The sequence below is a fragment of the Stutzerimonas stutzeri genome (assembly GCF_002890915.1).
GTDB classification, from domain to species: Bacteria; Pseudomonadota; Gammaproteobacteria; order Pseudomonadales; family Pseudomonadaceae; genus Stutzerimonas; species Stutzerimonas stutzeri_AF.
In genome coordinates this window covers 261,863-285,366 of record NZ_POUT01000001.1, presented here as the reverse complement: position 1 = coordinate 285,366, position 23,504 = coordinate 261,863, and the positions used below count along the sequence as shown (strand labels likewise).

Genomic DNA, 23,504 nt, shown 5'->3' with positions numbered 1-23,504 from the left:
GAGACGCTCGGATGAAGGGGCTGATCCAGCGCGTGCGGCATGCACGAGTCGAAGTCGCCGGTGAGGTGGTCGGCGCCATCGACCAGGGCCTGCTGGTACTGGTCGGCGTCGAACGCGAGGACGACCGTGCGCGGGCCGACAAGCTGCTGCACAAGCTGCTCAACTACCGGGTGTTCGGCGATGCCGAGGGGCGGATGAACCGCTCGTTGAAGGACGTCGGCGGCGGCCTGCTGCTGGTGTCGCAGTTCACCCTGGCGGCCGATACCCGCAGTGGCCTGCGCCCGAGCTTTTCCTCCGCCGCGCCACCGGCGCAGGGCGAAGAACTCTACGACTACCTGCTCGCGCAGGCGCGCCAGCAGCACCCGCAGGTGGCCTGCGGGCGTTTCGGCGCCGAGATGCAGGTGCACCTGCTCAACGACGGGCCGGTGACCTTCCTGCTGGAAAGCTGAATCACGGGCCGGCTCGGACCTCAGCGCCCGGCCGGCTCCAGGTCGTTGTCGTGCAGCCAGCTGATGGCATATTCGCGAAGCTGCACGGTCTGGTAGCGCAGCCAGGCCTCGCGAGTCTCGGGAAAATCTTCCAGCTTGAAATCGAAGGTGCGCAGCGGTTTGCGACCGTTCAGCGCATTGCTCAGCACGGCATGCGCGATGGGGTCGTGCTGGGTGAACAGGAAGGCTTCGCGCATGGCGATCGATTGCGCCAGTTCCAGCGGCTCTATGTGCAGATAGCGATCCTGCTGCACGTCGTACTTCTCCATGGCGCCGGGTGCCGGCTCGCCGGGGAAGACCGCGCGAATCTCGCCGTTTTCCAGGTCGAGGTAGTATTCGGCGGTATCGCGCCCGTCCAGTGCGTATTCCAGGCGGTGCAAGTCGATGGTCAGTGGTCGCATGGCAAGGACGGCTCTTTGATTGGGATTCTGTCGGGGGGAAGACCCTAGCTCTCTGACCCTCGTGCACCGGCTGGGTGCGCTACGTTCATCGGGGCCGGCTGTAAACGCCGTCGTCGATTCGCTCAGAACAACCGGGCCAGTAGCGCGCTGACCGCCGTTTCCACGCGCAGGATGCGCTCGCCGAGCTGCACCGGCTGCAGGCCGGCGGCGGCGAGCTTTTCCACCTCGTAGGGAATCCAGCCGCCTTCCGGGCCGATGGCCAGGGTCACCGGCTCGGCCAGCGCACGGGGACAGGCCGGATAGTCGCCCGGATGGCCGAGCAGGCCGCGGGTGCCGGCGGCCAGCTGTGGCAGGCGATCCTCGACGAAGGGCTTGAAGCGCTTTTCGATGCTGACCTCGGGCAGCACGGTATCGCGCGCCTGCTCCAGGCCCAGGACCAGTTGTTCGCGAATGGCCGCGGGTTCGAGGAAGGGCGTCTGCCAGAAGCTCTTTTCCACCCGGTAGCTGTTGAGCAGCACCAGCCGCGGCACGCCCATGGCAGCGACGGTCTGCAGCACCCGGCGCAGCATCTTCGGCCGCGGCAGGGCGAGCAGCAGGGTCACCGGCAGCTTGGCCGGCGGCGGCTGGTCGAGGGTCACTCGCAGTTCGGCCTCGCGGGCATCCAGGCGCAGCAGGCGACCGCTGCCCATGTGGCCGCCGAGCAAGCCGACGCGCAGGGTTTCGCCGGCCTCGGCGCGATGTACCTGCTGCAGGTGCGTGAGGCGCCGGTCGCGCAGCAGCACGCGGTCGTCGGCGACGAAATCGGCCGGTTCCAGCAGCAGCAGGTTCACGGCCGTGGCGCGGGTGGCTGGTCGCCGGGTTCCGAGGCCTCCGGCTCGGCATCGCCACGGAAATGCGCGTCGCGCTTCTTGACCATGCTGCCGCAGATCAGCCCGGCCTCGAACAGCAGCCACATCGGCACGGCCAGCAGTGCCTGCGAGAACACGTCCGGCGGCGTCAGCACCATGCCGACCACGAAACAGCCGACGATCACGTAGGGTCGACTCTTGCGCAGGCTGGCGACATCGACGATACCGACCCAGATCAGCAGGAAGGTCGCCACCGGAATCTCGAACGCCACGCCGAAGGCGAAGAACAGCGTGAGGACGAAATCCAGGTACTGGCCGATATCGGTCATCATCGCCACGCCTTCCGGGGTCACGCTGGCGAAGAAGCCGAACATGATCGGGAACACCACGAAGTAGGCGAAGGCCATGCCGGCATAGAACAGGAAGATGCTCGACACCAGCAGCGGCACGGCGATGCGCTTCTCGTGCTTGTACAGGCCGGGGGCGATGAAGCCCCAGATCTGGTGCAGGATGATCGGCATCGAGAGGAACAGCGCGACCATCAGCGTCAGCTTGAACGGCGTCAGGAACGGCGAGGCGACGCCGGTGGCGATCATCGTCGCGCCTTCCGGCAGATAGGCGCGCAGCGGTGCGGCGACCAGCGCGTAGATCTGCTGGGAGAAGTAGAACAGCCCGCCGAACAGCAGGCCGATGGCGATCACGCAGCGCAGCAGGCGCTTGCGTAGCTCGGTCAGGTGGGCGACCAGCGGCATTTCCTGATCGTCGATGGAAGACTGGCTCATGGTTCGGGCGATCTGTCAGGGCGTGGAGCGGGTTCGGCGGCCTTGGGCGACTCGGCCGGCTGTTCGACGCTGGCCGGTTCGGCCGGGCTGCTGGAGGCGGGTTTGCTGTCGCCCGCGCTCGCGGCGGTGCCGGTCGCCGGCGGCAGGATGCTTTGCTTCATTTCCCGTTCGAGGTCGAGGATGCGCTCGTTGTGCAACTGCCGGCGAATCTCGTCGGCGCCGATCTCGCGCTCGACCTCGGCCTTGATGTTGCTGAAGCTGCGTTTCAGGCGGCCGACCCACAAGCCGGTGGTGCGCACCGCGCCGGGCAGGCGTTCCGGGCCGAGCACCAGCAGCGCCACCAGGCCGACCAGCAGCAGTTCGGTGAAACCGATATCGAACATCAGGACGTGCTCACATCAAAAGGGAGAGCGGCCGCGCAAGGGCGGGCATCCGGCTGGAGGTCCGTCGACGTGCGGTCGCGTCGTGCGTTGGGACTAGTCTTTCTTGGTCGGCTCTTCGACCTTGCGTGCCTGGGCGTCGATGGTCTGCCCCGGCTTCTCTTCCACGCCGGGCTTGTCCTCGTCGGTGCCCATGGATTTGCGGAAGCCCTTGATCGCATCGCCGAGATCGGAGCCCAGGCCCTTGAGGCGCTTGGTGCCGAACAGCATGATGACGATGAGCAGGATGATCAGGAGTTGCCAGATGCTGATGCCGCCAAAACCCATGGTGATATCTCCGATGTAATCAGGTTTGCGGGCGCGCGGCTTTTTCCGCGTGCCCGGAGAGACCGAAGCGCCGGTCCAGCTCGTCCAGTACCGCCTGCGGGTGCTGGCCGAGGGCGGCGAGCATGACCAGGCTGTGGAACCAGAGATCGGCGGTTTCGTAGATCAGGTCGCTGCAGTCGCCGCTGATGGCGGCGTCCTTGGCGGCGAGGATGGTCTCCACCGATTCCTCGCCGACCTTTTCGAGAATCTTGTTCAGCCCCTTGTGATACAGGCTGGCCACGTAGGAGCTGTCCGGCGCCGCATCCTTGCGGGCTTCCAGCACCTCGGCCAGGCGGGCGAAGGTGTCACTCATGCTTGTGCTCCGCATAGATGGCGCCGGGGTCCTTGAGGACCGGTTCGACGGTTTTCCAGGCGCCGTTTTCGTAGACGCGGTAGAAGCAGCTTTCGCGGCCGGTATGGCAGGCGATACCGCCGATCTGCTCGACCATGAGGATGATCACGTCCGCGTCGCAGTCCAGGCGCAGTTCGTGCAGCCGCTGCACGTGGCCGGACTCCTCGCCCTTGCGCCACAACTTGCCGCGCGAGCGCGACCAGTAGATGGCGCGGTTCTCCTGCGCGGTCAGCGCCAGGGCCTCGCGGTTCATCCAGGCCATCATCAGCACGCGGCCCGTCTTGTGGTCCTGCGCGATCGCCGGGACCAGGCCGTCGGCGTTCCAGTTGATCTCGTCCAGCCAGTTCATCGAATTCTCCGCTCAATGCGCCAAGTGTGCCAGCCCGAATCGGCGCTGGCTATCGGCGCACCACGATGAGGATGCCCGCCGCCAGCATGAGCCAGGCCGGCCAGGCGGCCAGCGCGGTGAAGCTGGCGGCGTTGCTCGCCAGGGTCGCGCCGCCGCCCAGCAGCACGGCGCCAGTCAGGCGCAGCGACCAGCCGCGATGGCGCTCGTGCCAGGGCGGCGGCGGGTTGTCGGCATGCGGATTGGACATGCGCTCGAGCAGCTCGCGGGTCATGTGCGCCAGGTGCGGGACCTGCTCGATCTGCGCCTGCACGTTCCTGAGCAGTTGCCGCGGGCTCATGCGCTCGCGCATCCAGCGCTCCAGGTAGGGCTGGCCGGTGCTCCACAGGTCAAGGTCCGGGTACAGCTCGCGGCCCAGGCCCTCGATGTTGAGCAGGGTTTTCTGCAGCAGCACCAGCTGCGGCTGGACCTCCATGTTGAAGCGCCGCGCCACCTGGAACAGGCGCACCAGCAACTGGCCGAAGGAGATGTCCTTCAGCGGCTTCTCGAAGATCGGCTCGCAGACGGTACGGATCGCCGCCTCGAATTCGTTGACCTTGGTTTCCGCCGGCACCCAGCCCGAGTCGATGTGCAGCTGCGCGACCTTGCGGTAGTCGCGCTTGAAGAAGGCCATCAGGTTGCGCGCCAGGTAGTCCTGGTCCTCCGGCGTCAGGCTGCCGACGATGCCGAAGTCCACCGCAATGTACTGCGGGCTCCAGGGCTGGTGGGTGCTGACGAAGATGTTGCCGGGATGCATGTCGGCATGGAAGAAGCTGTCGCGGAACACCTGGGTGAAGAAGATTTCCACGCCGCGCTCGGCGAGCTGGCGCATGTCGGTATTCTGCCGCGCCAGCGCAGCCATGTCGGTGACCGGCACGCCGTAGATGCGCTCCATCACCAACACCTGCGGGCGGCAGTAGTCCCAGTACACCTGCGGCACGTAGAGCAGCGCCGAGCCCTCGAAGTTACGCTTGAGCTGGCTGGCATTGGCCGCCTCGCGCAGCAGGTCGAGCTCGTCGTAGATGGTCTTGGCGTAGTCCTCGACCACCTCCACCAGGTGCAGGCGGCGGGCGTCGATGGAGATCCGCTCGGCGCTCTTGGCCAGCATGAACAGCCAGGCCAGGTCCTGGGCGATGACCGGCTTGAGATTCGGCCGCACCACCTTGACCACCACTTCCTCGCCGCTGCGCAGCCGGGCCGCATGTACCTGGGCCACCGAGGCCGAGGCCAGCGGCTTGCTGTCGAAGCGGGCGAACAGCTCGTCGACCGGGGCGCCCAGCTGCTGCTCGATCAGCGCGGTGGCGCGGGCGGAGTCGAACGGCGGCACGCGGTCCTGGAGCATCGCCAGTTCGTCGGCGATGTCCGGCGGCAGCAGGTCGCGACGGGTCGAGAGCAACTGGCCGAACTTGATGAAGATCGGCCCCAGTTCCTCCAGCGCCAGGCGCAGGCGGGCGCCGCGCGACAGCTCGCTGTGCCGCCGCGGAATCCAGCGCCAGGGCAGCAGGTAGCTGGTGCCGCGCAGCCACCAGGGCATCGGCAGGTCGAGGATGATGTCATCGAGGCGGTAGCGGATCACCACCAGCAGGATGCGGAACAGGCGGCGGGCGGCGGCGAACAGCTTCATTCGGGGCGATCTGGATTCAGGTTGTGGGCGAGGCGCTCGATGCGGGCCTCGAGGCGGTCGAGGGTGAGCTTCATGTCGTCCAGTTCGTCGAAGCACGCCTGGGCTTCGGCCTGGCCAACCAGGGCGCGGGCTTCTTCACTGAGATAGTCGGCCAGGTCCTGGCGCAACGTGTCAGCGTTTTCACGCATCCAGTGCAGCGGGTTGCGCAGGCTGCTGCCGAGCAGCTGGGTGCCGACCGGGCCGAGCCAGCGCGAGAATTCGTATTCCCAGTCGAGCTCCAGGTCCTGGAGAATTTCGGCCAGCCCCATCAGCAGGCCGCTGTCGCCGTCGATCTCCACGTCCGGGCCATGCAGCACGGCGGTCTTGTCGCGGCTGGCGGCCAGGCGCAGCAGGCTGGTGGCCGGCGCGCGCAGGCGGCAATCGGCTTCCGCGCCCCAGCTGGAGGCCAGGCGCAGGCCTTCGTCGTCGGCGAGCAGGAACAGCCGCCAGGCCGGCGCCGTGCAGTCGATCTCGATGATCCGTCCGCCCAGCCGCGCCAACCGCGGCAGTGCCGTGGGGTCCAGGCGCAGGACGCGATTGATGCCGCGCTCGGCACCGGCCAGCAGAGCCGCGCGCAGCATCAGGGCTTGATGCCCCGGTGCAGGGCGACGATACCGCCGGTCATGTTGTGGTAGGTGACGCGCTCGAAGCCGGCGTCGACCATCATGCCCTTGAGGGTTTCCTGGTCCGGGTGCATGCGGATCGACTCGGCCAGGTAGCGGTAGCTGTCGGCGTCGTTGGTGATCAGCTTGCCCATCAGTGGCAGCAGGCTGAACGAATAGGCGTCGTAGGCCTTGGAGAACAGCTGGTTGGTCGGCTTGGAGAACTCCAGCACCAGCAGCCGGCCGCCCGGCTTGAGTACGCGCAGCATCGAGGCGATGGCGTCTTCCTTGTGCGTCACGTTGCGCAGGCCGAAGGCGATGGTCACCACGTCGAAGTAATTGTCAGGGAACGGCAGCTTCTCGGCGTCGGCCTGGACGAACCGGACGTTGCCGGCCACGCCCTTGTCCAGCAGCTTGTCGCGGCCGACCTTGAGCATCGAGGCGTTGATATCGGCCAGCACCACTTCGCCGCTGGGACCGACGATGCGCGAGAACTGCCGGGTCAGGTCGCCGGTGCCGCCGGCGATGTCCAGCACGCGGTTGCCGTGGCGCACGCCGGAGAGTTCGATGGTGAAGCGCTTCCACAGCCGGTGGATGCCACCCGACATCAGGTCGTTCATCAGGTCGTACTTGGCGGCCACGGAGTGGAACACCTCGGCCACCTTCTGCGCCTTCTGGCTTTCCGGCACGTTCGTGTAGCCGAAATGGGTGGTCGGTTCTGCGTCATGCGCTTTGCGGGGATCGGTCATGTCACTGTCACCGGAAGAATGTGCCGGGCATTCTAAACCTAAAAAGCCAGCTAATAAGCGTCCAGCTGCGAGCGGTCGGCAAAAGGCGCAGCGACGACGCGTCGCAGGGGGCGACGTGGGTTTGGGGCGCGGTCGGCGGCCTTCGCGCCGTATGCCGGCGCTTTGCTATAGTGCGCACCTTTTCGGGCACAGCAGCCAGGAGTCGTAATGGCCCAGATCATCGTCGAACGTTCCCATAGCCTCGGCCGCGAGGCCGCTCGCGAGAAGGCCGAGCAGCTGGCTGGGCGGCTGGCCCGCGAGTACGGCGTGCACTGCCAGTGGCAGGGCGACGTGCTGGCGGTCAAGCGTAGCGGGGCGGACGGCCGCATCGAGGTGCACGCGGACAGCGTCAGGGTACAGCTCAAGCTCGGCCTGCTGCTCTCGGCGATGGGCAGCAGCATCCAGAGCCAGATCGAGCGCGCGCTGGACAAGGCGCTGGCCTGAGCCCCGCGCTGCCGTCAGCGCACCGAATGTGGCGAGACGGCGAGCTAGGGTGGCTGTCGCTTTTTACATCCACCGCAGCGTCGCCCGGTGGATCGCTGGAACGCGATCCACGGTTTCGCGCTCAGAGCATCAGCTTGACCACCGACTCATCGGGGTCGCGGGATTTGCCGGCGGCCGCCAGGGCCGCAAGGTAGTCATCCCAGAGCACCTGCTGATTCAGCGCCAGGCGTTCCAGGTAGTCCCAGGTGAACAGCCCGCTGTCGTGGCCGTCGCTGAAGGTCAGCTTCAGGGCGTACTGGCCGGCGGGCTCGATTCGCTCCAGGCCGACATTCAGCTTGCCGGTCTGCAACACCGGATTGCCATGGCCCTGCACCTCGGCCGAAGGCGAGTGCACGCGCAGGAATTCGGCGGGCAGGACGTAGCGTTCAGCGCCGCCGTATTCCAGCTCCAGCGTCTTCGAGGCCTTGTGCAGCTTGATGGCGGTGGGGATGCGCATGGGCATACTCCGTATGAGCTTGAAGCGGAAAGCCAAAGCCGGAAGCCTGTCTGCTGCTGAACAGGTCATCCATACCCTTCTTCCAGTTTCTGGCTTCCAGCTTCCAGCTGCTTTTAAAGGATATACCGCGACAGGTCTTCGTCCTGCGCCAGTTCGCCGAGGTGCTCGTTGACGTAGGCCGCGTCGATGCGGATCGGCTCGCCGTTACGCTGGCCGGCCAGGTCGGCGGCGCTGAAGGAGACTTCTTCCAGCAGGCGCTCGAGCAGGGTGTGCAGGCGGCGCGCGCCGATGTTCTCGGTCTTCTCGTTGACCTGCCAGGCGATCTCGGCGATGCGCTGGATGCCATCGGCGAGGAATTCGACGTGCAGGCCCTCGGTCTTCAGCAGCTCGCGGTACTGCTCGGTGAGGCTGGCATGCGGTTCGCTGAGGATGCGCTCGAAGTCCTGCGGGGTCAGCGCCTTGAGTTCGACGCGGATCGGCAGGCGGCCCTGCAGTTCCGGCACCAGGTCGCTGGGCTTGGACAGGTGGAAGGCGCCCGAGGCGATGAACAGGATGTGGTCGGTCTTGACCATGCCCAGCTTGGTGTTGATCGTGCTGCCCTCGATCAGCGGCAGCAGGTCGCGCTGCACGCCCTCGCGGGAGACGTCGGCGCCGCCGGTGTTGCCGCGCTTGGCGACCTTGTCGATCTCGTCGATGAAGACGATGCCGTTCTGCTCCACCGCTTCCAGGGCGCGGGCCTTGAGCTCTTCCTCGTTGACCAGGCGCGCGGCTTCCTCGTCGCGGATCAATTTGAGCGCGTCCTTGATCTTCAGCTTGCGGCTCTTCTTCTTGCCCTTGCCCATGTTGGCGAACAGGTTCTGCAACTGGTTGGTCATCTCCTCCATGCCGGGCGGGGCCATGATCTCGACGCCAGCGGGACTTTCGGCGACCTCGATGTCGATCTCCTTGTCGTCCAGCTGGCCTTCGCGCAGGCGCTTGCGGAACAACTGGCGGGTGTTGGAATCGCTGCTTGGTGCCGGGTCCTCGTTGAAGCCGGCGCGAGCCGGCGGCAGCAGGGCGTCGAGGATGCGCTCCTCGGCGGCGTCCTCGGCGCGGTGGCGCATCCGGTGCACTTCCTGCTCGCGTAGCATCTTCAGCGCGGCGTCGGCCAGGTCGCGGATGATCGAGTCGACGTCGCGGCCGACATAGCCGACTTCGGTGAACTTGGTCGCTTCCACCTTGATGAACGGCGCGTTGGCCAGCTTGGCCAGGCGGCGGGCGATCTCGGTCTTGCCGACGCCGGTCGGGCCGATCATCAGGATGTTCTTCGGGGTGACTTCCTGGCGCAGCTCGGCCGGCAGCTGCATGCGCCGCCAACGGTTGCGCAGGGCGATGGCGACGGCACGCTTGGCGTCGTCCTGGCCGATGATGTGGCGGTTGAGTTCGTGGACGATCTCGCGGGGCGTCATGGGCATTTTCGGTACTCCGGAGGGACGGGACGGCCGGTACTAGACCTCGCTGTCCAGCTCCTCGATGGTCAGATTCTGGTTGGTGAACACGCAGATGCTGCCGGCGATGTTCAGCGCCGTCTCGGCGATTTCCTGGGCCGACATGTCGTCGCCGGCCTTGAGCAGCAGCGCCTTGGCCGCGGCCTGGGCGAAGCCGCCGCCGGAGCCCATGGCGATCAGGTCGTCCTCGGGCTGCACCACGTCGCCGTTGCCGGTGATGATCAGCGAGGCGTCCTTGTTGGCCACCGCCAGCATGGCTTCCAGGCGGCTCAGCGAGCGGTCGGTACGCCAGTCCTTGGCCAGCTCGACGGCGGCGCGGACCAGGTGGCCCTGGTGTTTTTCCAGCTGGCCCTCGAAGCGCTCGAAGAGGGTGAAGGCGTCGGCGGTGGCACCAGCGAAGCCGGCCAGCACCTGGCCGTGGTAGAGACGGCGGACCTTCTTGGCGTTGCCCTTCATGACGGTGTTGCCCAGGGAAACCTGGCCATCGCCGCCCATGACGACTTTGCCGTTGCGGCGCACTGAAACGATGGTGGTCAAGGGGAAATCTCCACGCAGCGGGGCGATGAATGCCCGAATGCGCTTGATATGGGGGAGCCCCTGGAGCTTTTCAACGCCGTACGACCATCGGCGTGCAGGCCGCGTGCGGTAGGCTCTTCAGTCCATGGCGAAGTCGAGCTGGCGCCAGGCCTCGTAGACCGCGACCGCCACGGTGTTGGAGAGATTCAGGCTGCGGCTGTCGGGGCGCATCGGCAGGCGCAGGCGCCGGTCGGCAGGCAGGGCGTTGCGGATCTGCGCCGGCAGGCCGCGGCTTTCCGGGCCGAACAGGAAGGCGTCGCCGCGGCGGTAGCGCACTTCATGGAACGGTTGCGAGCCCTTGGTGGTGAAGGCGAACAGGCGCGGCGCGCCGGGCTCGGCCGGGCTGCCCGGCGGCGCGATGCCGAGCTGGCGCAGGCAGCTGTCCAGGTCGGCGTGCCGCGCGAGGCTGGCGTATTCGTGGTAGTCCAGGCCGGCGCGGCGCAGGCGCTTGTCGTCCAGTTCGTACCCCAGCGGTTCGATCAGGTGCAGGTTGCAGCCGGTGTTGGCGCAGAGCCTGATAATGTTGCCGGTATTCGGAGGGATCTCCGGTTGGAACAGGATGACGTGGAACATGCGTGGCACCGAGGCGGAAGACGAGCGACATTCTACTGTGCCGGACGATCCGCGGCCGCGCCTGCGGCGGCGCTTTTTCGCCTCACTGGTGCTGATCGGGCTGCTGCTGGGCGCGATGATCGGCCGGCTCACCGCGCCGGGGCCGGTGCAGCTGGAGCGCATCGAGGAGCAGGCAGGAGGGCTTACGCTGTGGTTCGATCGCCAGCCCGAGCTCTACGACGAGCACCTCGAAGGCGCCTTCGCCCTGCTGTTGCAGGCGCAGGGTGAGGCACAGTCCGGCCAGTTGCAGGTCGATGGCACGCGGGTCGGCTGGCGGCTGCAGCACACCGCCAAAGGCCTGCTCCTGCACCTGGTGGCGGCCCGCCCGTTGCGGGGGGAGTGGGCCGGGCAGGCCGAAGCCGGCGGCTGGCGCCTCGACGTGCGGGTGACGCCGTAGGGTGGATGGCCGAAGCCATCCACGCGGATGCGCTGCCGGATTTCTCGAGGCGTATCGCTGCACGCCCGCGTGGAAAATCGCTTCGCGAGTTTTCCACCCTACGCTCCTTCGCCCGCCCTCCGCGCCCCGCGCCAGCCTGCTGCCCATGCGTGATCGATACCCGGGTAGGTTGGCGCTGAGTGCAGCGAAGCCCAACAGATACAGGCCCCGCACGTGTTGGGCTTCGTCTCGGCGCTCCTTCGCAAGGATGGGGAGCATGGAGGGCGGCGGCTCAGCCGTCGTCGCCCTCGTCGTCGTCATTGCCGTCGACGCGCATGCCCAGTTCCTTGATCTTGCGCGTCAGGGTGTTGCGGCCCCAGCCCAGCAGCAGGGCGGCGTCGCGGCGGCGGCCGGCGGTGTGCTTGAGGGCGGTCTCGATCATGATCCGTTCGAAGGCCGGCACCGCTTCGTCGAGCAGGCTGGACTGGCCGCGCGCCAGGGCCTGGTCGGACCAGTTGCGCAGGGCCTGTTCCCAGTTGTTCGCCGGCTGTGCGTCGGCCTGCTGGCTGAGCAGCTCCGGCGGCAGGTCGCTGACGTGCACCTCGCGGCCGGACGCCATCACGGTGATCCAGCGGCAGGTGTTCTCCAGTTGGCGCACGTTGCCCGGCCAGGGCAGGTGCTGCAGGTATTCCTTGGTCTCCGGCTTGAGCACCTTGGTCTCGACCGCCAGTTCCTGCGCGGCGCTGGCGAGGAAGTGCTCGGCCAGCGCCGGGATGTCCTCGCGGCGGTCGGCCAGGCGCGGGATGTGGATGCGGATGACGTTCAGGCGGTGGAACAGGTCCTCGCGGAACTTGCCGGCCTGCACCAGGGTTTCCAGGTCCTGGTGGGTCGCGGCGATGATGCGCACGTCGACCCGCACCGGGGTGTGGCCGCCGACCCGGTAGAACTCGCCGTCGGCCAGCACGCGCAGCAGGCGGGTCTGGGTGTCGGCCGGCATGTCGCCGATCTCGTCGAGGAACAGCGTGCCGCCGTCGGCCTGCTCGAAGCGGCCGCGGCGCTGGCTGGCGGCGCCGGTGAAGGCGCCTTTCTCGTGGCCGAACAGTTCCGATTCCATCAGGTCCTTGGGGATCGCCGCCATGTTCAGCGCGATGAACGGCGAGGCCGAGCGCGGGCTGTGGCGGTGCAGGGCATGCGCCACCAGCTCCTTGCCGGTGCCCGATTCGCCATTGATCAGCACGGTGATGTTGGAATGGCTGAGGCGACCGATGGCGCGGAACACCTCCTGCATCGCCGGCGCCTCGCCGATGATCTCCGGCGTGTGGTGGTGGTTGGCCGGCTCCTTGAGCTGCAACTGTTCCTGCGCGTGCTGGTTGGCGCGCTTGACCAGCGACACCGCGTCGTCGACGTCGAACGGCTTGGGCAGGTACTCGAAGGCGCCGCCCTGGTAGGAGGCCACCGCGCTGTCGAGGTCCGAATGCGCGGTCATGATGATCACCGGCAGGCGCGGATACTGCTCGCGGATCTGCGACAGCAGGTCCAGGCCGCTGAGGCCGGGCATGCGGATGTCGGAAATGATCACGTCCGGCTGCTGGCGCGCCAGCCGGGCGAGCACGCCGTCGGCGCTGTCGAAGCTCTGCGTGGCCATGCCTTCCTGCTGCAGGGCCTTTTCCAGGACCCAGCGGATGGAGCGATCGTCGTCGACGATCCAGACGTTTTCGCTTCGGCTCATGCTGTTGGGGCTCCTTGTTCCAGTGGCAGGAAGATCGAGAACGCGGTGTGGCCGGGGTGGCTCTCGCACTCGATCAGGCCCTGGTGCTGACTGATGATGTTCTGGGTGATGGCCAGGCCGAGGCCGGTTCCGTCGGGCCGCCCGCTGACCATGGGGTAGAAGAGCGTGTTCTGCAGTTCGGCCGGGATGCCCGGGCCGTTGTCGATGATTTCGATACGCGCCACCAGGCGATGGCGGATATGCCCGATGGTGAACTGGCGCAGCGTGCGGGTGCGCAGGGTCAGGCGGCCGAGGCCCAGTTCGGTCTGGCCGGAAAGCGCCTGCATGGCGTTGCGCATGATATTGAGCACGGCCTGGATCATCTGCTCGCGGTCCATCAGCACTTCGGGAATGCTCGGGTCGTAGTCGCGCACCAAAATGATGCTTCCCTGGCATTCCGCTTCGATCAGGCTGGCGACGTGTTCCAGCACCTCGTGGATGTTGGTCATCTCCAGCGAGGGTAGCTTGTTCGAGCCGAGCATGCGGTCGACCAGATTGCGCAGCCGGTCGGCCTCCTCGATGATGACCTCGGTGTAGTCCTGCAGGTGCTCGTCGGGCAGTTCGCGCGCCAGCAGCTGGGCGGCGCCGCGGATGCCGCCCAGGGGGTTCTTGATCTCATGGGCGAGGCCGCGCACCAGCATCTTGGTGGTTTCCTGCTTGGACAGCTGCGCCTCTTCCTTGGTGATGCGCAGCAGGCGGTCGCGCGGCAGCACTTCCAGCAGCAGCATGGTCTCCTGGCGGGTCAGCACCGGGGTCACGGCATAGTCCACGGTCAGGCTCTGGCCGGTGGCCGAGGTCAGCGTCGCCTCGCGCTTGGTGAAGGGGTGGGCTTCTTCCACGGCCTGACGCAGCGCGGCCAGGGCCTCCGGCGACTCGGTGAACAGTTCGCTGATGAACTGGCCGTGGCTGCGCTGGCCGCTGACGGCCAGCAGCATCTCGGCGGCCGGGTTCATGTATTCCAGGCGCAAGCGCGAATTGAGCAGCAGCGTCGCGGTAGTCAGGTTCTCGATCAGCAGGCGTTGCAGGGCTTCGTTGATCATGGCTGGTCTGCATCCGGAAGGTCAGACAGGAAATGCAAGAACCAAACCAAGGCGCGCCATTCGGGCGCGGGGCGGTATGTTTCCGGCATCGGGCAGCCTGGCCGGTGAACCAAAATGGTGACGAACGGTATTGATGCCAATTGTGCGCACCAAACAGGTGCGTACCTTGATCATAGAAAGGGCACGAAGGGGATGTCGCGTTTTTCCGGCGGTTTATCCTTGAGCGGGCATTCCGGACGCACGCCGTAGTCGCCCTTCTGGCAGGGCTTGGCCATGCGCCGCTGGGCCAGCGAGGTGCGTATCAGGTGGAATGGCTGGCTCGCGGTGCGCTGCAGGATGCGGGCCTGCTCGTCAACGACTGCCATCGCGAGCCGATGCGTGCCGCGATCGACATTGCTCAGTACGATGGGTGACTGGCTGGCCGGTGTGCCAAGGGGCTGTTCGTCGAGCAGCAACTGGTAGGCATGCCCGGGCTGCAGGGCGGGCTCGCTCTGGAAGGTGACACTGACCGTGCCGGCGTTGTCGCGGATCGTCTCGTCCGCGACCGGGCTGAGGATGTGCAACTGGTAGGCGACGACGACCTCGGCCTCGACTGGCTCGGGCTTTGCGGCCTGGCGCGTGGGGATGGGTGGTGCCGGCATGCTGTTGCCGGGTTTCAGGCGGACCTGTTCGGCCGCCTGGCCGGCCGGGCGATCGGTGAAGACGCGGTTCCCCTCGGCATCTATATAGGTGTAGACCTGGGCGGCCGTCGGCAGCGCGATGACCAGTAGCGCGGCCGCCAGCCAGCGGCTCATGGTGCCGGCCTGGGGCGGAGGGCCGGGCTGGAGGTGTGCACGCGCTGCACGGTGAAGTATTCCGGCTCGCTGCGCTGGATGACCCGTTCGCCGCTGAGCACTTCGACCTGCAGGCGGTGTTCGCCGCGCTCGACATTATTCAGCTGCAGCGAGGTGTCGCTGCCGGCGGCGGCCTGGGGGATGCCGTCGAGCAGGAAGCGCAGGGTGTGGCCGCGCTGCAGCGGTGGCACCAGGCGGGCGCCGACGACGAAGCTGCCGTTGTTGGCGCGCAGTGCTTCTGCGTCCGGGATGCCGGTGACCGTCAGTGTCTGGTAGGGCGCCTGGCTGGCCGGCTGCTCGCCGGGCAGCGGCGGCGGTGGCTCGGGGGTGCGGATATTCACGGTATTGGCCGGTGGTAGTTCGACGGTATCGGCCTGGATGCCTTCCGGAGGCTGGTTGGTGAACACGGTATTGCCGTGCTCGTCGGTGTATTTGTAGATCTCGGCGCTGGCCGGGACGGTCAGGATCAACAGCAGGCCGAACAATGCGCTACGCATGGGGAGCTCCGCGGTGGTAGGTGCTGGAAGCCTTGCACCGTGCGGGGCTGCCGGCAAGTCCGATCGGTGGGAATTGCGAGCGGCGACAAGCTGCGGCCTCATCCTGGCCGCGCGGGTTTCACCCGCCCTACGGTTTGCACGGAGCCCCGGCTTGGCGTAGGGCGGGTTGCAACCCGCCGAACGAGGTTCGCAACACGCCATGGCCGAACCATGCATAACCATGTGGAGGAGGGGACGCGAAAACGAAAAAGGCCACCCGAGGGTGGCCTTCTTGTCGCGCTTAGCGGCTTAGACGCTGTAGTACAGGTCGTATTCCAGCGGGTGCACGAAGGTGCGCACCTTGATCTCTTCTTCCGCCTTCAGCTCGATGTAGGCATCGATGAAGTCGTCGGAGAACACGCCGCCCTTGGTCAGGAAGGCGCGGCCCTTGTCCAGCTCTTCCAGGGCTTCCTTCAGGCTGCCGCAGACCTGCGGGATCAGCTTGCCTTCTTCCGGCGGCAGATCGTACAGGTTCTTGTCGGCGGCATCGCCAGGGTGGATCTTGTTCTGGATACCGTCCAGGCCGGCCATCAGCAGGGCGGCGAAGGCCAGGTAGGGGTTGGCCGACGGGTCCGGGAAGCGCGCCTCGATGCGACGGGCTTTCGGGCTGTTGACGTACGGGATGCGGATCGAGGCGGAGCGGTTGCGGGCCGAGTAGGCCAGCATGACCGGCGCTTCGAAGCCCGGGACCAGACGCTTGTAGGAGTTGGTCGACGGGTTGGTGAAGCCGTTCAGCGCCTTGCCGTGCTTGATGATGCCGCCGATGAAGTACAGGGCGGTCTCGGACAGGCCGGCATAGCCGTCACCGGCGAAGGTGTTCTTGCCGTCCTTGGAGATGGACATGTGCACGTGCATGCCGGAGCCGTTGTCGCCGTACAGGGGCTTGGGCATGAAGGTGGCGGTCTTGCCGTAGGCGTCGGCGACGTTGTGTACGCAGTACTTGAGGGTCTGCACTTCGTCGGCCTTGGCCACCAGGGTGTTGAACTTCACGCCGATCTCGTTCTGGCCGGCGGTGGCCACTTCGTGGTGGTGCACTTCCACGACCAGGCCCATTTCTTCCAGGGCGTTGCACATGGCGGTGCGGATTTCGTGGTCGTGGTCGACCGGCGGAACCGGGAAGTAACCGCCCTTGACGGCCGGACGGTGGCCCTTGTTGCCGCCTTCGATCTCGCCGTCGGTCATCCAGGATGCCTGCTCGGAGTAGATCTTGAACATCGAGCCGGAGATGTCGGACTTGAACTTCACCTGGTCGAAGACGAAGAACTCCGGCTCCGGGCCGACGAATACGGTGTCACCGATACCGGTGGACTTGAGGAATTCCTCGGCGCGGCGGGCGATGGCGCGCGGGTCGCGATCGTAACCCTGCATGGTGGAGGGCTCGATGATGTCGCAGACCAGGATCAGGGTCGGCTCTTCGGTGAACGGATCCAGCACGGCGGTGCTGTCGTCCGGCATCAGGATCATGTCGGAGGCTTCGATGCCCTTCCAGCCAGCGATGGACGAGCCGTCGAACATCTTGCCGTACTCGAAGAAGTCATCGTCGGCATCACGGGCCGGCATGGTGACGTGCTGCTGTTTGCCTTTGGTATCGGTGAAGCGCAGATCAATCCACTTCACATCGTAATCTTTGATCAGTTGAAGCGACTTCGACATGGTGTTCTCCAAGTGGTGGAAGCGTGACAGTTATGCTTCCGAATCAGGGTGAAGCCGGCGGCGATGTTCCGCCAAGGCGACCTGCCTCACAAGAGAGCAAATTGCATGCCAGTGCTCTTTGTTGGAACTATTCGCCCTGTTTGGTGTGGTGGCGGCGATTTTTCGATGAAGAAGCCGGTATGCGCATCGTTGTAATGCACTGTAATAGTGCATTGATGTGCTTGCTGGCATTGTTTTGGTGCGCTGTAGGGTTGGTGAGAAAATCGGTCAAAGCTTGAGCAGTTTCCGCTATACTCCGCGCCCCTCTTTTCATGCCTCGCCGGCGCACGTGCTGTTTCCATGAAGCTGATCGTCAAGGTTTTCCCCGAAATCACCATCAAGAGCCCGCCGGTGCGCAAGGGGTTCATTCGCCAGCTGGCGAAGAACATCCGCACCGTGCTGCGCGAGCTCGATCCCGAGCTGCGGGTCGAGGGCGTGTGGGACAACATCGAGGTGGAAACCGCGCTCAGCGAGCCGAAGCTGTTGCGCGAGATGATCGAGCGCCTGCGTTGCACGCCGGGTATCGCCCATTGCCTGGAGGTGCACGAATACCCGCTGGGCGATCTGGACGACATCGTCGCCAAGTGCAAGGCGCACTACGCCGAGCGCCTGCCGGGCAGGATCTTCGCCGTGCGCTGCAAGCGTGCCGGCAAGCATCCGTTCAGCTCCATGGACGTCGAGCGCCATGTCGGCAGTCAGCTGCGCCAGCAATGCGGCGCCGCCGGCATCTCGCTGAAGGCGCCGGAAGTCGAGGTGCGCATGGAGATTCGCGACCAGCGCCTGTTCGTCGTGCACCAGCAGCACGACGGTATCGGCGGCTACCCGCTGGGTGCGCTGGAGCAGACCCTGGTGCTGATGTCCGGCGGGTTCGATTCCACCGTCGCCGCCTACCAGATGATGCGCCGCGGGCTGATGACGCACTTCTGCTTCTTCAACCTCGGCGGCCGCGCCCACGAGCTGGGGGTGATGGAAGTCGCCCACTACCTATGGAAGAAGTACGGCAGCTCGCACCGCGTGCTGTTCGTCAGCGTGCCGTTCGAGGAAGTGGTCGGCGAGATCCTGCAGAAGGTCGACAACAGCCAGATGGGCGTGGTCCTGAAGCGCATGATGCTGCGCGCCTCGACCGCGATCGCCGAGCGCCTGCGCATCGATGCGCTGGTCACCGGCGAGGCGATTTCCCAGGTCTCCAGCCAGACCCTGCCGAACCTCTCGGTGATCGATGCGGCCACCGACATGCTGGTGCTGCGCCCGCTGATCGCCAGCCACAAGCAGGACATCATCGACACCGCCTTCCAGATCGGCACCGCCGAGTTCGCCAAGAACATGCCCGAATACTGCGGGGTGATCTCGAAGAACCCGACCACCCGCGCCAAGCGCTACCGCGTCGAGCACGAGGAAAAGCAGTTCGACATGGCCATCCTCGAGCGCGCCCTGGCCAATGCCCGCCAGGTGCCGATCGACCGGGTGATCGACGAGCTGGGCCAGGACATCAGGGTCGAGGAAGTCCGCGAGGCGATGGCTGGCCAGGTCATCCTCGACATCCGTCACCCCGATGCCGCCGAGGACGAACCGCTCGAGCTGCCGGGCATCGAAGTACAGGCGCTGCCGTTCTACGCGCTGAACAACCGTTTCAAGGAACTGGATGAAAACCGCCAGTACCTGCTGTATTGCGACAAAGGTGTCATGAGCCGCCTGCATGCTCACCATCTGCTGAGCGAGGGGCATGTAAATGTTCGCGTCTATCGTCCGGCCTGACGCATCGGTGAAACAGCCGGGGCTATTGGGTGGCAGCATTCGCCACCGTCCTCCCGACCGCTGCTGATCGCAAGGCCCAGTCGTTACAACTCGGACAGCCTGACGTCGTCCGGACTATTCCCAAGCTTCCAGTCCGAGCTCGAAGCCATCTACAGAGAAACGAATCAGTGATCGAGAATCTCCGCAACATCGCCATCATCGCCCACGTCGACCATGGCAAGACCACCCTCGTCGACAAGCTGCTGCGCCTGTCCGGCACCCTCGACCGCAAAGAAGCGGAAAACGAGCGCGTGATGGACTCCAACGACCAGGAGAAGGAACGCGGCATTACCATCCTGGCCAAGAACACCGCGCTGAAGTGGAACGGCTACAACATCAACATCGTCGACACCCCCGGCCACGCCGACTTCGGCGGTGAAGTCGAGCGCGTGATGAGCATGGTCGACTCCGTGCTGCTGGTGGTCGACGCCCAGGACGGCCCCATGCCGCAGACCCGCTTCGTGACCCAGAAGGCGTTCAAGGCCGGCCTGCGTCCGATCGTCGTGGTGAACAAGATCGACCGCCCGGGTGCGCGTCCGGACTGGGTCATCGACCAGATCTTCGACCTGTTCGACAACCTCGGCGCCACCGACGAGCAGCTGGACTTCCCGATCGTCTACGCCAGCGCCCTGAACGGCATCGCCGGCATGGACCACGAGAACATGGACGACAACATGGATGCCCTGTTCCAGGCCATCATCGACCATGTCCCGGCGCCCAAGGTGGACCTCGACGGTCCGTTCCAGATGCAGATCTCCCAGCTGGACTACAACAGCTTCCTCGGTGTGATCGGTATCGGCCGCATCGCTCGCGGCACCATCAAGGCCAACAGCCCGGTGACCGCCATCGGCGCCGACGGCAAGAAGCGTAACGGCCGTATCCTGAAGATCATGGGGCACTCCGGTCTGCAGCGCGTGGAAGTCGCCGAAGCCGAAGCCGGCGACATCGTCTGCGTATCCGGCATGGACGAGCTGTACATCTCCGACACCCTCTGCGACCAGAACGCCGTCGAGGCGCTGCCGCCACTGACCGTCGACCAGCCGACCGTGAGCATGACCTTCCAGGTCAACGACTCGCCCTTCGCCGGCAAGGAAGGCAAGTTCGTCACCAGCCGCAACATCAAGGATCGTCTCGACAAGGAGCTGCTGCACAACGTCGCCCTGCGCGTCGAGCCGGGCGACAGCCCGGAGAAGTTCAAGGTCTCCGGTCGCGGCGAGCTGCATCTCTCGGTATTGATCGAAACCATGCGTCGTGAAGGCTTCGAACTGGCCGTGGGCCGTCCGGAAGTGGTGATCATCGAGAACGAGGCCGGTGAGAAGCAGGAGCCCTACGAGAACGTCACCATCGACATCGAGGAGCAGCACCAGGGACCGGTGATGGAGCAGATGGGCCTGCGCAAGGGCGATCTGACCAACATGATCCCCGACGGCAAGGGCCGCGTGCGCCTGGAATACACCATCCCGGCGCGCGGCCTGATCGGCTTCCGCAACAACTTCCTGACCCTGACCTCGGGTACCGGCATCCTGACCTCGACCTTCAGCCACTACGGCCCGATCAAGGCCGGCGAAGTCACCAACCGCCAGAACGGCGTGCTGGTCTCCATGGCCACCGGTACCGCGCTGACCTACTCGCTGGAAACCCTGCAGGCGCGCGGCAAGCTGTTCCTGGCGCCGGGCGACGAGATCTACGAAGGCCAGCTGTGCGGCATCAACAGCCGTGACAACGACCTGGTGCTCAACCCGACCAAGGGCAAGAAGCTCGACAACATGCGTGCCTCCGGCAAGGACGAGGTCATTGCCCTGGTGCCGCCGATCAAGTTCACCCTCGAGCAGGCGCTGGAATTCATCGCCGACGACGAGCTGGTGGAAGTGACGCCGAAGTCGATCCGCCTGCGCAAGAAGTTCCTCAACGAGAACGACCGCAAGCGCTACGAGCGCAGCAAGGTCTAAAGGCAGCTACAAGCGGCAAGCTTCAAGCTGCAAGAAAAAGCAAAAGCCCCGCCGGAGCGATCCGTGCGGGGCTTTTGCTTGCCGGCGACTCAAGTGGCGCATCGCCCCGAGGTCGGGCCTCCCACAAAAGCAGCGAGCACCGCCGAACCCCTGTGGGCGCGCCCTCGCGGCGATTGCAGGCCGAAGGACTGCCCAAAGCCTGAAGCATCGCCCCGGACAGCAGCCTGTACGCAACAAGTCGAAGGCTTGTTCGTCAGCCCTGTCTAGGATGGTCTGCCTGTGCTGATGTTCCTCTTGACTCGCGGCGTTCGCCCTTTCGGGCCAGTCGGCGGCTGTTACTTCGCTTCGCTACCTTCAGCTCGCGGTATTCACTGTAGTGTTGTCAGCCTGCTGGCAGGCAACGACATCCTCAACGAGCGCAGCGTCAGCGTGCACCAGAGCGCCGCCGGCAATCGGGAAACCGACCGGTGATCCTCTTCGACTACACGGCCAGCCGCGCGCAGGAGGTGCCGTTGCGCCTGCTCGACGGCTATCGCGGCTACCTGATGACCGACGACTACGCCGGCTACAACGCCGTGGCCGCGCAAGAGGGCATCGAACGTCTGGCCTGCTGGGCGCATGCGCGACGCAAGTTCGTCGAGGCGCAGAAGGTGCAGCCCAAGGGCAAAACCGGCCGGGCCGACATGGCGCTGAACCTGATCAACAAGCTCTACGGCATCGAGCGCGACCTGAAAGACACCGACGACAGCGAGCGCCTGGCCGCCCGGCAGCAACGCAGCCAGCCACTGCTAGACCAGCTCAAGGCCTGGCTCGACAAAACCCAGCCGCAGGTCACCGGGCAGACGGCCCTGGGCAAGGCGGTGAACTACCTGGCCAGCAACTGGAGCCGCCTGGTGCGCTACGTCGAAGGTGGGCACCTGCCTATCGACAACAACCGCGCCGAGAACGCCATCCGCCCCTTCGTCATCGGCCGTAAGAACTGGCTGTTCAGCGACACGCCCAAGGGCGCCACGGCCAGTGCGCAGATCTACAGCCTGATCGAAACTGCCAAGGCCAACGGGCAGGAGCCCTACGCTTGGCTGCGTCATATCCTTGAGCGCCTGCCCGCGGCACAGAGCGTCGAAGACTACGAAGCGCTGCTGCCGTGGAACTGCTTGCCGGCTTCTGCCTCGACTTCCTGAAAACAAACTCTGTCTGGCGGACGGGGTTTATGGAGCGCTTACGTTTGCCCGGCCGGGTTCACCCGTTGCGGCGTTTTTCGAGGTGCTCGGCCAGGCGCAGCGCCAGCTGCACGATGGTGTAGGTCGGGTTGGCGAAGCCGCCGCTGGGGAAGACCGAGGAGCCGGCGATATAGAGGTTGCGCTGGCCGAACACCTTGCAGTCGCGGTCGACGATGCCCTGTTCCGGCGTGCGCGCCATGCGGGTGCCGCCCATGTGGTGGCAGCCGCCGAGTTCGTCGTCGTCCGGGAACGGATCGGCGGTGGACAGCCAGTGCTCCAGGCGCAGGCGGCCGAAGTCGCAATCGGCGATATAGCGGCCCAGGCAGCGGGCGCTTTCCAGGGCGCTGCGCTTGTCCTCGTCATCCAGCGTCCAGTACAGCCTCACCCGGGGGATGCCGAGCCGGTCCTTATCCGGTGCCAGCGTGACGCGGTTTTCCGCACGCGGGCGTTGTTCCCAGCTGGCGCGCAGCAGCGCCCCGTAACCCTGCCCCTGGCGATAATCGCGCAGCAGGGTGGCGGCGAGGCGCGGTGCGACCCGGGCCAGCCGGCGGATGCTGGCGAGCGCCTCGACCTCGCCGCCGCGGATGATCCGCAAGCCGCAGTTGAGCAGCTGTTTGCGCGCCATCAGTTCCGGCGCGGGGGATACGAAACCGACGTTCTTCTCGTCGAAATGCAGGCCGGCCCGCTGCCTGAGCAGGGTCTCGCCGAGGGTGAAGTGCGGGTGCTCCATCCAGTAGCGGCCCAGGGTCGCCGGCCGCCTGATCAATACGCCCTGCGCCAGCTGGTTGCTCCACAGCAGCAGGCGGCTGTTCTCGATGCCGCCGGTGGCCAGGATGTAGCACCGCGCGGCGACGCTTCCGCGTTTCCCGCCGGCGTCCACCTGCAGGCCGGTGACCGCCGTGCCGTCGCTCAGTATCGCCAGCAGGCTGGTATCCAGGGCCACCGCGACGTTCGCCGAGGTGAACAGGCGCTCCTTGTATCGCTGGCCGAAGTTCACCGTCGAGTAGCGGAAGCGGCTCTGCTTGAGCGGCGCGCCGGGCAGCGGCGGTTCGTCTTCGGCGGGCCCCAGGCCGAACAGCTCGTCCGCGCGGGTCGCATAGGGTTCGAGGTCGCGGCGGTCGATTGGCCAGCCGCTGTCGGGCAGGCCCGGCCTGGCTGCGAAATCCACCGCGTCCAGCGGCCGGCACCAGCCGCCCCAGCCGTTCGACGAGCCGCCGAAGGCACGTATCCGGCAGCTGTCCAGCGGCCGGTAGACATGCCCGAGGGTTTCGCCACGATAGAGTTCCTGGCCCGCCGCGGAGGGCGATTCGCCGCCGCCTTCGAGCAGCAGGATGCGCTTGCCGGCGTCTTCCAGCGCCAGGGCCAGGGTGATGCCGGCCGGACCGCTGCCGACGATGCAATAGTCGAACGGCGGCGCTCCGGCGAGCTGTTCGACGCTGACCTTCATCAGTCGTCTTCCGGGCGCAGGATCCAGCCGTCGCGCTCGACGTGGCGTGCAAGGTGCGCACGCGCCCCGGGAAGCCCGGTGAGCAGCAGCAGGTTCAACAGGCCGAGCTTGAGCAGGCGTCGTCTTTTCATGTTCATTCACCGGCCTTTGCGGGTGCACACCATCGGCGCGGGTTTCAA

Annotated in this window: 26 protein-coding genes and 1 pseudogene; 6 read left to right on the top strand and 21 right to left on the bottom strand. The window is 66.0% G+C overall.

The annotated features are described in order from the left end of the window. Nucleotides 1-11 precede the first annotated feature (11 nt). Entirely contained in the window at nt 12-449 is a 438-nt protein-coding gene (gene dtd, locus CXK94_RS01370) for a D-aminoacyl-tRNA deacylase (protein WP_102892991.1), read from the top strand. 20 nt (nt 450-469) lie between these two features. On the opposite strand, the gene CXK94_RS01365 is transcribed toward dtd, so the two are convergent. The 10 genes from CXK94_RS01365 to ubiE form a co-directional block, all read right to left on the bottom strand. Then, the gene (locus CXK94_RS01365) at nt 470-889 is read right to left on the bottom strand and encodes a UPF0158 family protein (RefSeq protein ID WP_102892990.1); all 420 of its coding nucleotides are present in this window, start codon (nt 887-889) and stop codon (nt 470-472) included. Between the two features lie 122 nt (nt 890-1,011). Then, nucleotides 1,012-1,719 (bottom strand): 16S rRNA (uracil(1498)-N(3))-methyltransferase, encoded by a 708-nt coding sequence (locus CXK94_RS01360; protein ID WP_102892989.1) that lies wholly within the window; start codon nt 1,717-1,719, stop codon nt 1,012-1,014. Then, nucleotides 1,716-2,519: a twin-arginine translocase subunit TatC gene (gene tatC, locus CXK94_RS01355; RefSeq protein WP_102892988.1), complete on the bottom strand. Its 804-nt coding sequence runs from the start codon at nt 2,517-2,519 to the stop codon at nt 1,716-1,718. The genes CXK94_RS01360 and tatC overlap by 4 nt, the downstream gene beginning before the upstream one ends. After that, on the bottom strand, nt 2,516-2,902 hold the full coding sequence (tatB, locus tag CXK94_RS01350; RefSeq protein WP_102892987.1) for a Sec-independent protein translocase protein TatB: 387 nt from the start codon (nt 2,900-2,902) through the stop codon (nt 2,516-2,518). Before tatB ends, tatC begins: the two co-directional genes overlap by 4 nt. 93 nt (nt 2,903-2,995) lie before the next feature. Beyond that, the gene (gene tatA, locus CXK94_RS01345) at nt 2,996-3,226 is read right to left on the bottom strand and encodes a twin-arginine translocase TatA/TatE family subunit (RefSeq protein WP_037043902.1); all 231 of its coding nucleotides are present in this window, start codon (nt 3,224-3,226) and stop codon (nt 2,996-2,998) included. Nucleotides 3,227-3,245: 19 nt separating this feature from the next. Beyond that, a complete protein-coding gene (locus CXK94_RS01340) occupies nt 3,246-3,578 on the bottom strand; it encodes a phosphoribosyl-ATP diphosphatase (RefSeq protein ID WP_102892986.1) in 333 nt (110 codons plus the stop codon). Further along, nucleotides 3,571-3,966: a phosphoribosyl-AMP cyclohydrolase gene (gene hisI, locus CXK94_RS01335; protein ID WP_037043899.1), complete on the bottom strand. Its 396-nt coding sequence runs from the start codon at nt 3,964-3,966 to the stop codon at nt 3,571-3,573. Before hisI ends, CXK94_RS01340 begins: the two co-directional genes overlap by 8 nt. Nucleotides 3,967-4,015: 49 nt before the next feature. Then, the gene (gene ubiB, locus CXK94_RS01330; RefSeq protein ID WP_102892985.1) at nt 4,016-5,626 is read right to left on the bottom strand and encodes a ubiquinone biosynthesis regulatory protein kinase UbiB; all 1,611 of its coding nucleotides are present in this window, start codon (nt 5,624-5,626) and stop codon (nt 4,016-4,018) included. Continuing rightward, nucleotides 5,623-6,246, bottom strand: coding sequence for a ubiquinone biosynthesis accessory factor UbiJ (locus tag CXK94_RS01325; protein ID WP_102892984.1), 624 nt, complete (start codon nt 6,244-6,246; stop codon nt 5,623-5,625). The genes ubiB and CXK94_RS01325 overlap by 4 nt, the downstream gene beginning before the upstream one ends. Continuing rightward, nucleotides 6,246-7,016, bottom strand: a complete 771-nt coding sequence (ubiE, locus tag CXK94_RS01320) for a bifunctional demethylmenaquinone methyltransferase/2-methoxy-6-polyprenyl-1,4-benzoquinol methylase UbiE (protein ID WP_102892983.1) — start codon at nt 7,014-7,016, stop codon at nt 6,246-6,248. The genes CXK94_RS01325 and ubiE overlap by 1 nt, the downstream gene beginning before the upstream one ends. 207 nt (nt 7,017-7,223) lie before the next feature. Between ubiE and CXK94_RS01315 the strand changes: the two genes are divergently transcribed. Next, entirely contained in the window at nt 7,224-7,499 is a 276-nt protein-coding gene (locus tag CXK94_RS01315) for a polyhydroxyalkanoic acid system family protein (RefSeq protein WP_037043643.1), read from the top strand. Between the two features lie 121 nt (nt 7,500-7,620). On the opposite strand, the gene CXK94_RS01310 is transcribed toward CXK94_RS01315, so the two are convergent. From CXK94_RS01310 to CXK94_RS01295, 4 genes are all read right to left on the bottom strand, one after another. After that, entirely contained in the window at nt 7,621-7,995 is a 375-nt protein-coding gene (locus CXK94_RS01310) for a gamma-butyrobetaine hydroxylase-like domain-containing protein (protein WP_037043645.1), read from the bottom strand. 113 nt (nt 7,996-8,108) lie between these two features. Then, nucleotides 8,109-9,449 carry an ATP-dependent protease ATPase subunit HslU gene (hslU, locus tag CXK94_RS01305; protein WP_102892982.1) on the bottom strand — a complete coding sequence of 447 codons (1,341 nt, stop codon included), beginning with the start codon at nt 9,447-9,449 and terminating at the stop codon, nt 8,109-8,111. A gap of 33 nt (nt 9,450-9,482) precedes the next feature. Next, nucleotides 9,483-10,019: an ATP-dependent protease subunit HslV gene (hslV, locus tag CXK94_RS01300; protein WP_037043650.1), complete on the bottom strand. Its 537-nt coding sequence runs from the start codon at nt 10,017-10,019 to the stop codon at nt 9,483-9,485. A gap of 117 nt (nt 10,020-10,136) precedes the next feature. Beyond that, nucleotides 10,137-10,631: a tRNA (cytidine(34)-2'-O)-methyltransferase gene (locus tag CXK94_RS01295; protein WP_102892981.1), complete on the bottom strand. Its 495-nt coding sequence runs from the start codon at nt 10,629-10,631 to the stop codon at nt 10,137-10,139. On the opposite strand from CXK94_RS01295, the gene CXK94_RS01290 reads away from it, so the two are divergent. Continuing rightward, on the top strand, nt 10,630-11,067 hold the full coding sequence (locus CXK94_RS01290) for a hypothetical protein (protein ID WP_102892980.1): 438 nt from the start codon (nt 10,630-10,632) through the stop codon (nt 11,065-11,067). The genes CXK94_RS01295 and CXK94_RS01290 overlap by 2 nt on opposite strands. Nucleotides 11,068-11,338: 271 nt before the next feature. Here the strand turns inward: CXK94_RS01290 and ntrC are convergent, their stop codons facing one another. The 5 genes from ntrC to glnA form a co-directional block, all read right to left on the bottom strand. After that, entirely contained in the window at nt 11,339-12,775 is a 1,437-nt protein-coding gene (ntrC, locus tag CXK94_RS01285) for a nitrogen regulation protein NR(I) (RefSeq protein ID WP_037043658.1), read from the bottom strand. After that, the gene (gene glnL / locus CXK94_RS01280) at nt 12,772-13,854 is read right to left on the bottom strand and encodes a nitrogen regulation protein NR(II) (RefSeq protein ID WP_102892979.1); all 1,083 of its coding nucleotides are present in this window, start codon (nt 13,852-13,854) and stop codon (nt 12,772-12,774) included. The genes ntrC and glnL overlap by 4 nt, the downstream gene beginning before the upstream one ends. Nucleotides 13,855-14,024: 170 nt before the next feature. Continuing rightward, nucleotides 14,025-14,648 (bottom strand): DUF4124 domain-containing protein, encoded by a 624-nt coding sequence (locus tag CXK94_RS01275; protein ID WP_102892978.1) that lies wholly within the window; start codon nt 14,646-14,648, stop codon nt 14,025-14,027. Next, nucleotides 14,645-15,184 carry a DUF4124 domain-containing protein gene (locus CXK94_RS01270; RefSeq protein WP_102892977.1) on the bottom strand — a complete coding sequence of 180 codons (540 nt, stop codon included), beginning with the start codon at nt 15,182-15,184 and terminating at the stop codon, nt 14,645-14,647. The genes CXK94_RS01275 and CXK94_RS01270 overlap by 4 nt, the downstream gene beginning before the upstream one ends. A 288-nt stretch (nt 15,185-15,472) precedes the next feature. Then, a complete protein-coding gene (gene glnA, locus CXK94_RS01265; RefSeq protein ID WP_102892976.1) occupies nt 15,473-16,876 on the bottom strand; it encodes a glutamate--ammonia ligase in 1,404 nt (467 codons plus the stop codon). A 339-nt stretch (nt 16,877-17,215) separates the two neighbouring features. Between glnA and thiI the strand changes: the two genes are divergently transcribed. From thiI to tnpC, 3 genes and pseudogenes are all read left to right on the top strand, one after another. Next, entirely contained in the window at nt 17,216-18,670 is a 1,455-nt protein-coding gene (thiI, locus tag CXK94_RS01260; RefSeq protein WP_102892975.1) for a tRNA uracil 4-sulfurtransferase ThiI, read from the top strand. 167 nt (nt 18,671-18,837) lie between these two features. Further along, nucleotides 18,838-20,658, top strand: coding sequence for a translational GTPase TypA (gene typA, locus CXK94_RS01255; RefSeq protein WP_102892974.1), 1,821 nt, complete (start codon nt 18,838-18,840; stop codon nt 20,656-20,658). A gap of 458 nt (nt 20,659-21,116) precedes the next feature. Next, a pseudogene (gene tnpC / locus CXK94_RS01250) lies at nt 21,117-21,839 on the top strand (IS66 family transposase); the annotation flags it as partial. Between the two features lie 58 nt (nt 21,840-21,897). Here tnpC and CXK94_RS01245 read toward each other — a convergent pair. Next, the gene (locus tag CXK94_RS01245; protein ID WP_102892973.1) at nt 21,898-23,325 is read right to left on the bottom strand and encodes a GMC oxidoreductase; all 1,428 of its coding nucleotides are present in this window, start codon (nt 23,323-23,325) and stop codon (nt 21,898-21,900) included. Next, nucleotides 23,325-23,456 (bottom strand): hypothetical protein, encoded by a 132-nt coding sequence (locus tag CXK94_RS22560; protein WP_256046097.1) that lies wholly within the window; start codon nt 23,454-23,456, stop codon nt 23,325-23,327. Before CXK94_RS22560 ends, CXK94_RS01245 begins: the two co-directional genes overlap by 1 nt. Nucleotides 23,457-23,504: the final 48 nt, after the last annotated feature.

Coding starts and splice junctions, on each gene's coding strand:
- CXK94_RS01275 (WP_102892978.1), bottom strand. CDS start 14,648: ATGAGCCGCTGGCTGGCGGCCGCGCTACTGGTCATCGCGCTGCCGACG.
- CXK94_RS22560 (WP_256046097.1), bottom strand. CDS start 23,456: ATGAAAAGACGACGCCTGCTCAAGCTCGGCCTGTTGAACCTGCTGCTG.
- glnL (WP_102892979.1), bottom strand. CDS start 13,854: ATGATCAACGAAGCCCTGCAACGCCTGCTGATCGAGAACCTGACTACC.
- tatB (WP_102892987.1), bottom strand. CDS start 2,902: ATGTTCGATATCGGTTTCACCGAACTGCTGCTGGTCGGCCTGGTGGCG.
- CXK94_RS01365 (WP_102892990.1), bottom strand. CDS start 889: ATGCGACCACTGACCATCGACTTGCACCGCCTGGAATACGCACTGGAC.
- CXK94_RS01340 (WP_102892986.1), bottom strand. CDS start 3,578: ATGAGTGACACCTTCGCCCGCCTGGCCGAGGTGCTGGAAGCCCGCAAG.
- tatC (WP_102892988.1), bottom strand. CDS start 2,519: ATGAGCCAGTCTTCCATCGACGATCAGGAAATGCCGCTGGTCGCCCAC.
- CXK94_RS01290 (WP_102892980.1), top strand. CDS start 10,630: ATGCGTGGCACCGAGGCGGAAGACGAGCGACATTCTACTGTGCCGGAC.
- ubiB (WP_102892985.1), bottom strand. CDS start 5,626: ATGAAGCTGTTCGCCGCCGCCCGCCGCCTGTTCCGCATCCTGCTGGTG.
- CXK94_RS01310 (WP_037043645.1), bottom strand. CDS start 7,995: ATGCGCATCCCCACCGCCATCAAGCTGCACAAGGCCTCGAAGACGCTG.
- hisI (WP_037043899.1), bottom strand. CDS start 3,966: ATGAACTGGCTGGACGAGATCAACTGGAACGCCGACGGCCTGGTCCCG.
- ubiE (WP_102892983.1), bottom strand. CDS start 7,016: ATGACCGATCCCCGCAAAGCGCATGACGCAGAACCGACCACCCATTTC.
- CXK94_RS01295 (WP_102892981.1), bottom strand. CDS start 10,631: ATGTTCCACGTCATCCTGTTCCAACCGGAGATCCCTCCGAATACCGGC.
- thiI (WP_102892975.1), top strand. CDS start 17,216: ATGAAGCTGATCGTCAAGGTTTTCCCCGAAATCACCATCAAGAGCCCG.
- tatA (WP_037043902.1), bottom strand. CDS start 3,226: ATGGGTTTTGGCGGCATCAGCATCTGGCAACTCCTGATCATCCTGCTC.
- dtd (WP_102892991.1), top strand. CDS start 12: ATGAAGGGGCTGATCCAGCGCGTGCGGCATGCACGAGTCGAAGTCGCC.
- CXK94_RS01270 (WP_102892977.1), bottom strand. CDS start 15,184: ATGCGTAGCGCATTGTTCGGCCTGCTGTTGATCCTGACCGTCCCGGCC.
- CXK94_RS01325 (WP_102892984.1), bottom strand. CDS start 6,246: ATGCTGCGCGCGGCTCTGCTGGCCGGTGCCGAGCGCGGCATCAATCGC.
- CXK94_RS01245 (WP_102892973.1), bottom strand. CDS start 23,325: ATGAAGGTCAGCGTCGAACAGCTCGCCGGAGCGCCGCCGTTCGACTAT.
- hslU (WP_102892982.1), bottom strand. CDS start 9,449: ATGCCCATGACGCCCCGCGAGATCGTCCACGAACTCAACCGCCACATC.
- glnA (WP_102892976.1), bottom strand. CDS start 16,876: ATGTCGAAGTCGCTTCAACTGATCAAAGATTACGATGTGAAGTGGATT.
- CXK94_RS01315 (WP_037043643.1), top strand. CDS start 7,224: ATGGCCCAGATCATCGTCGAACGTTCCCATAGCCTCGGCCGCGAGGCC.
- ntrC (WP_037043658.1), bottom strand. CDS start 12,775: ATGAGCCGAAGCGAAAACGTCTGGATCGTCGACGACGATCGCTCCATC.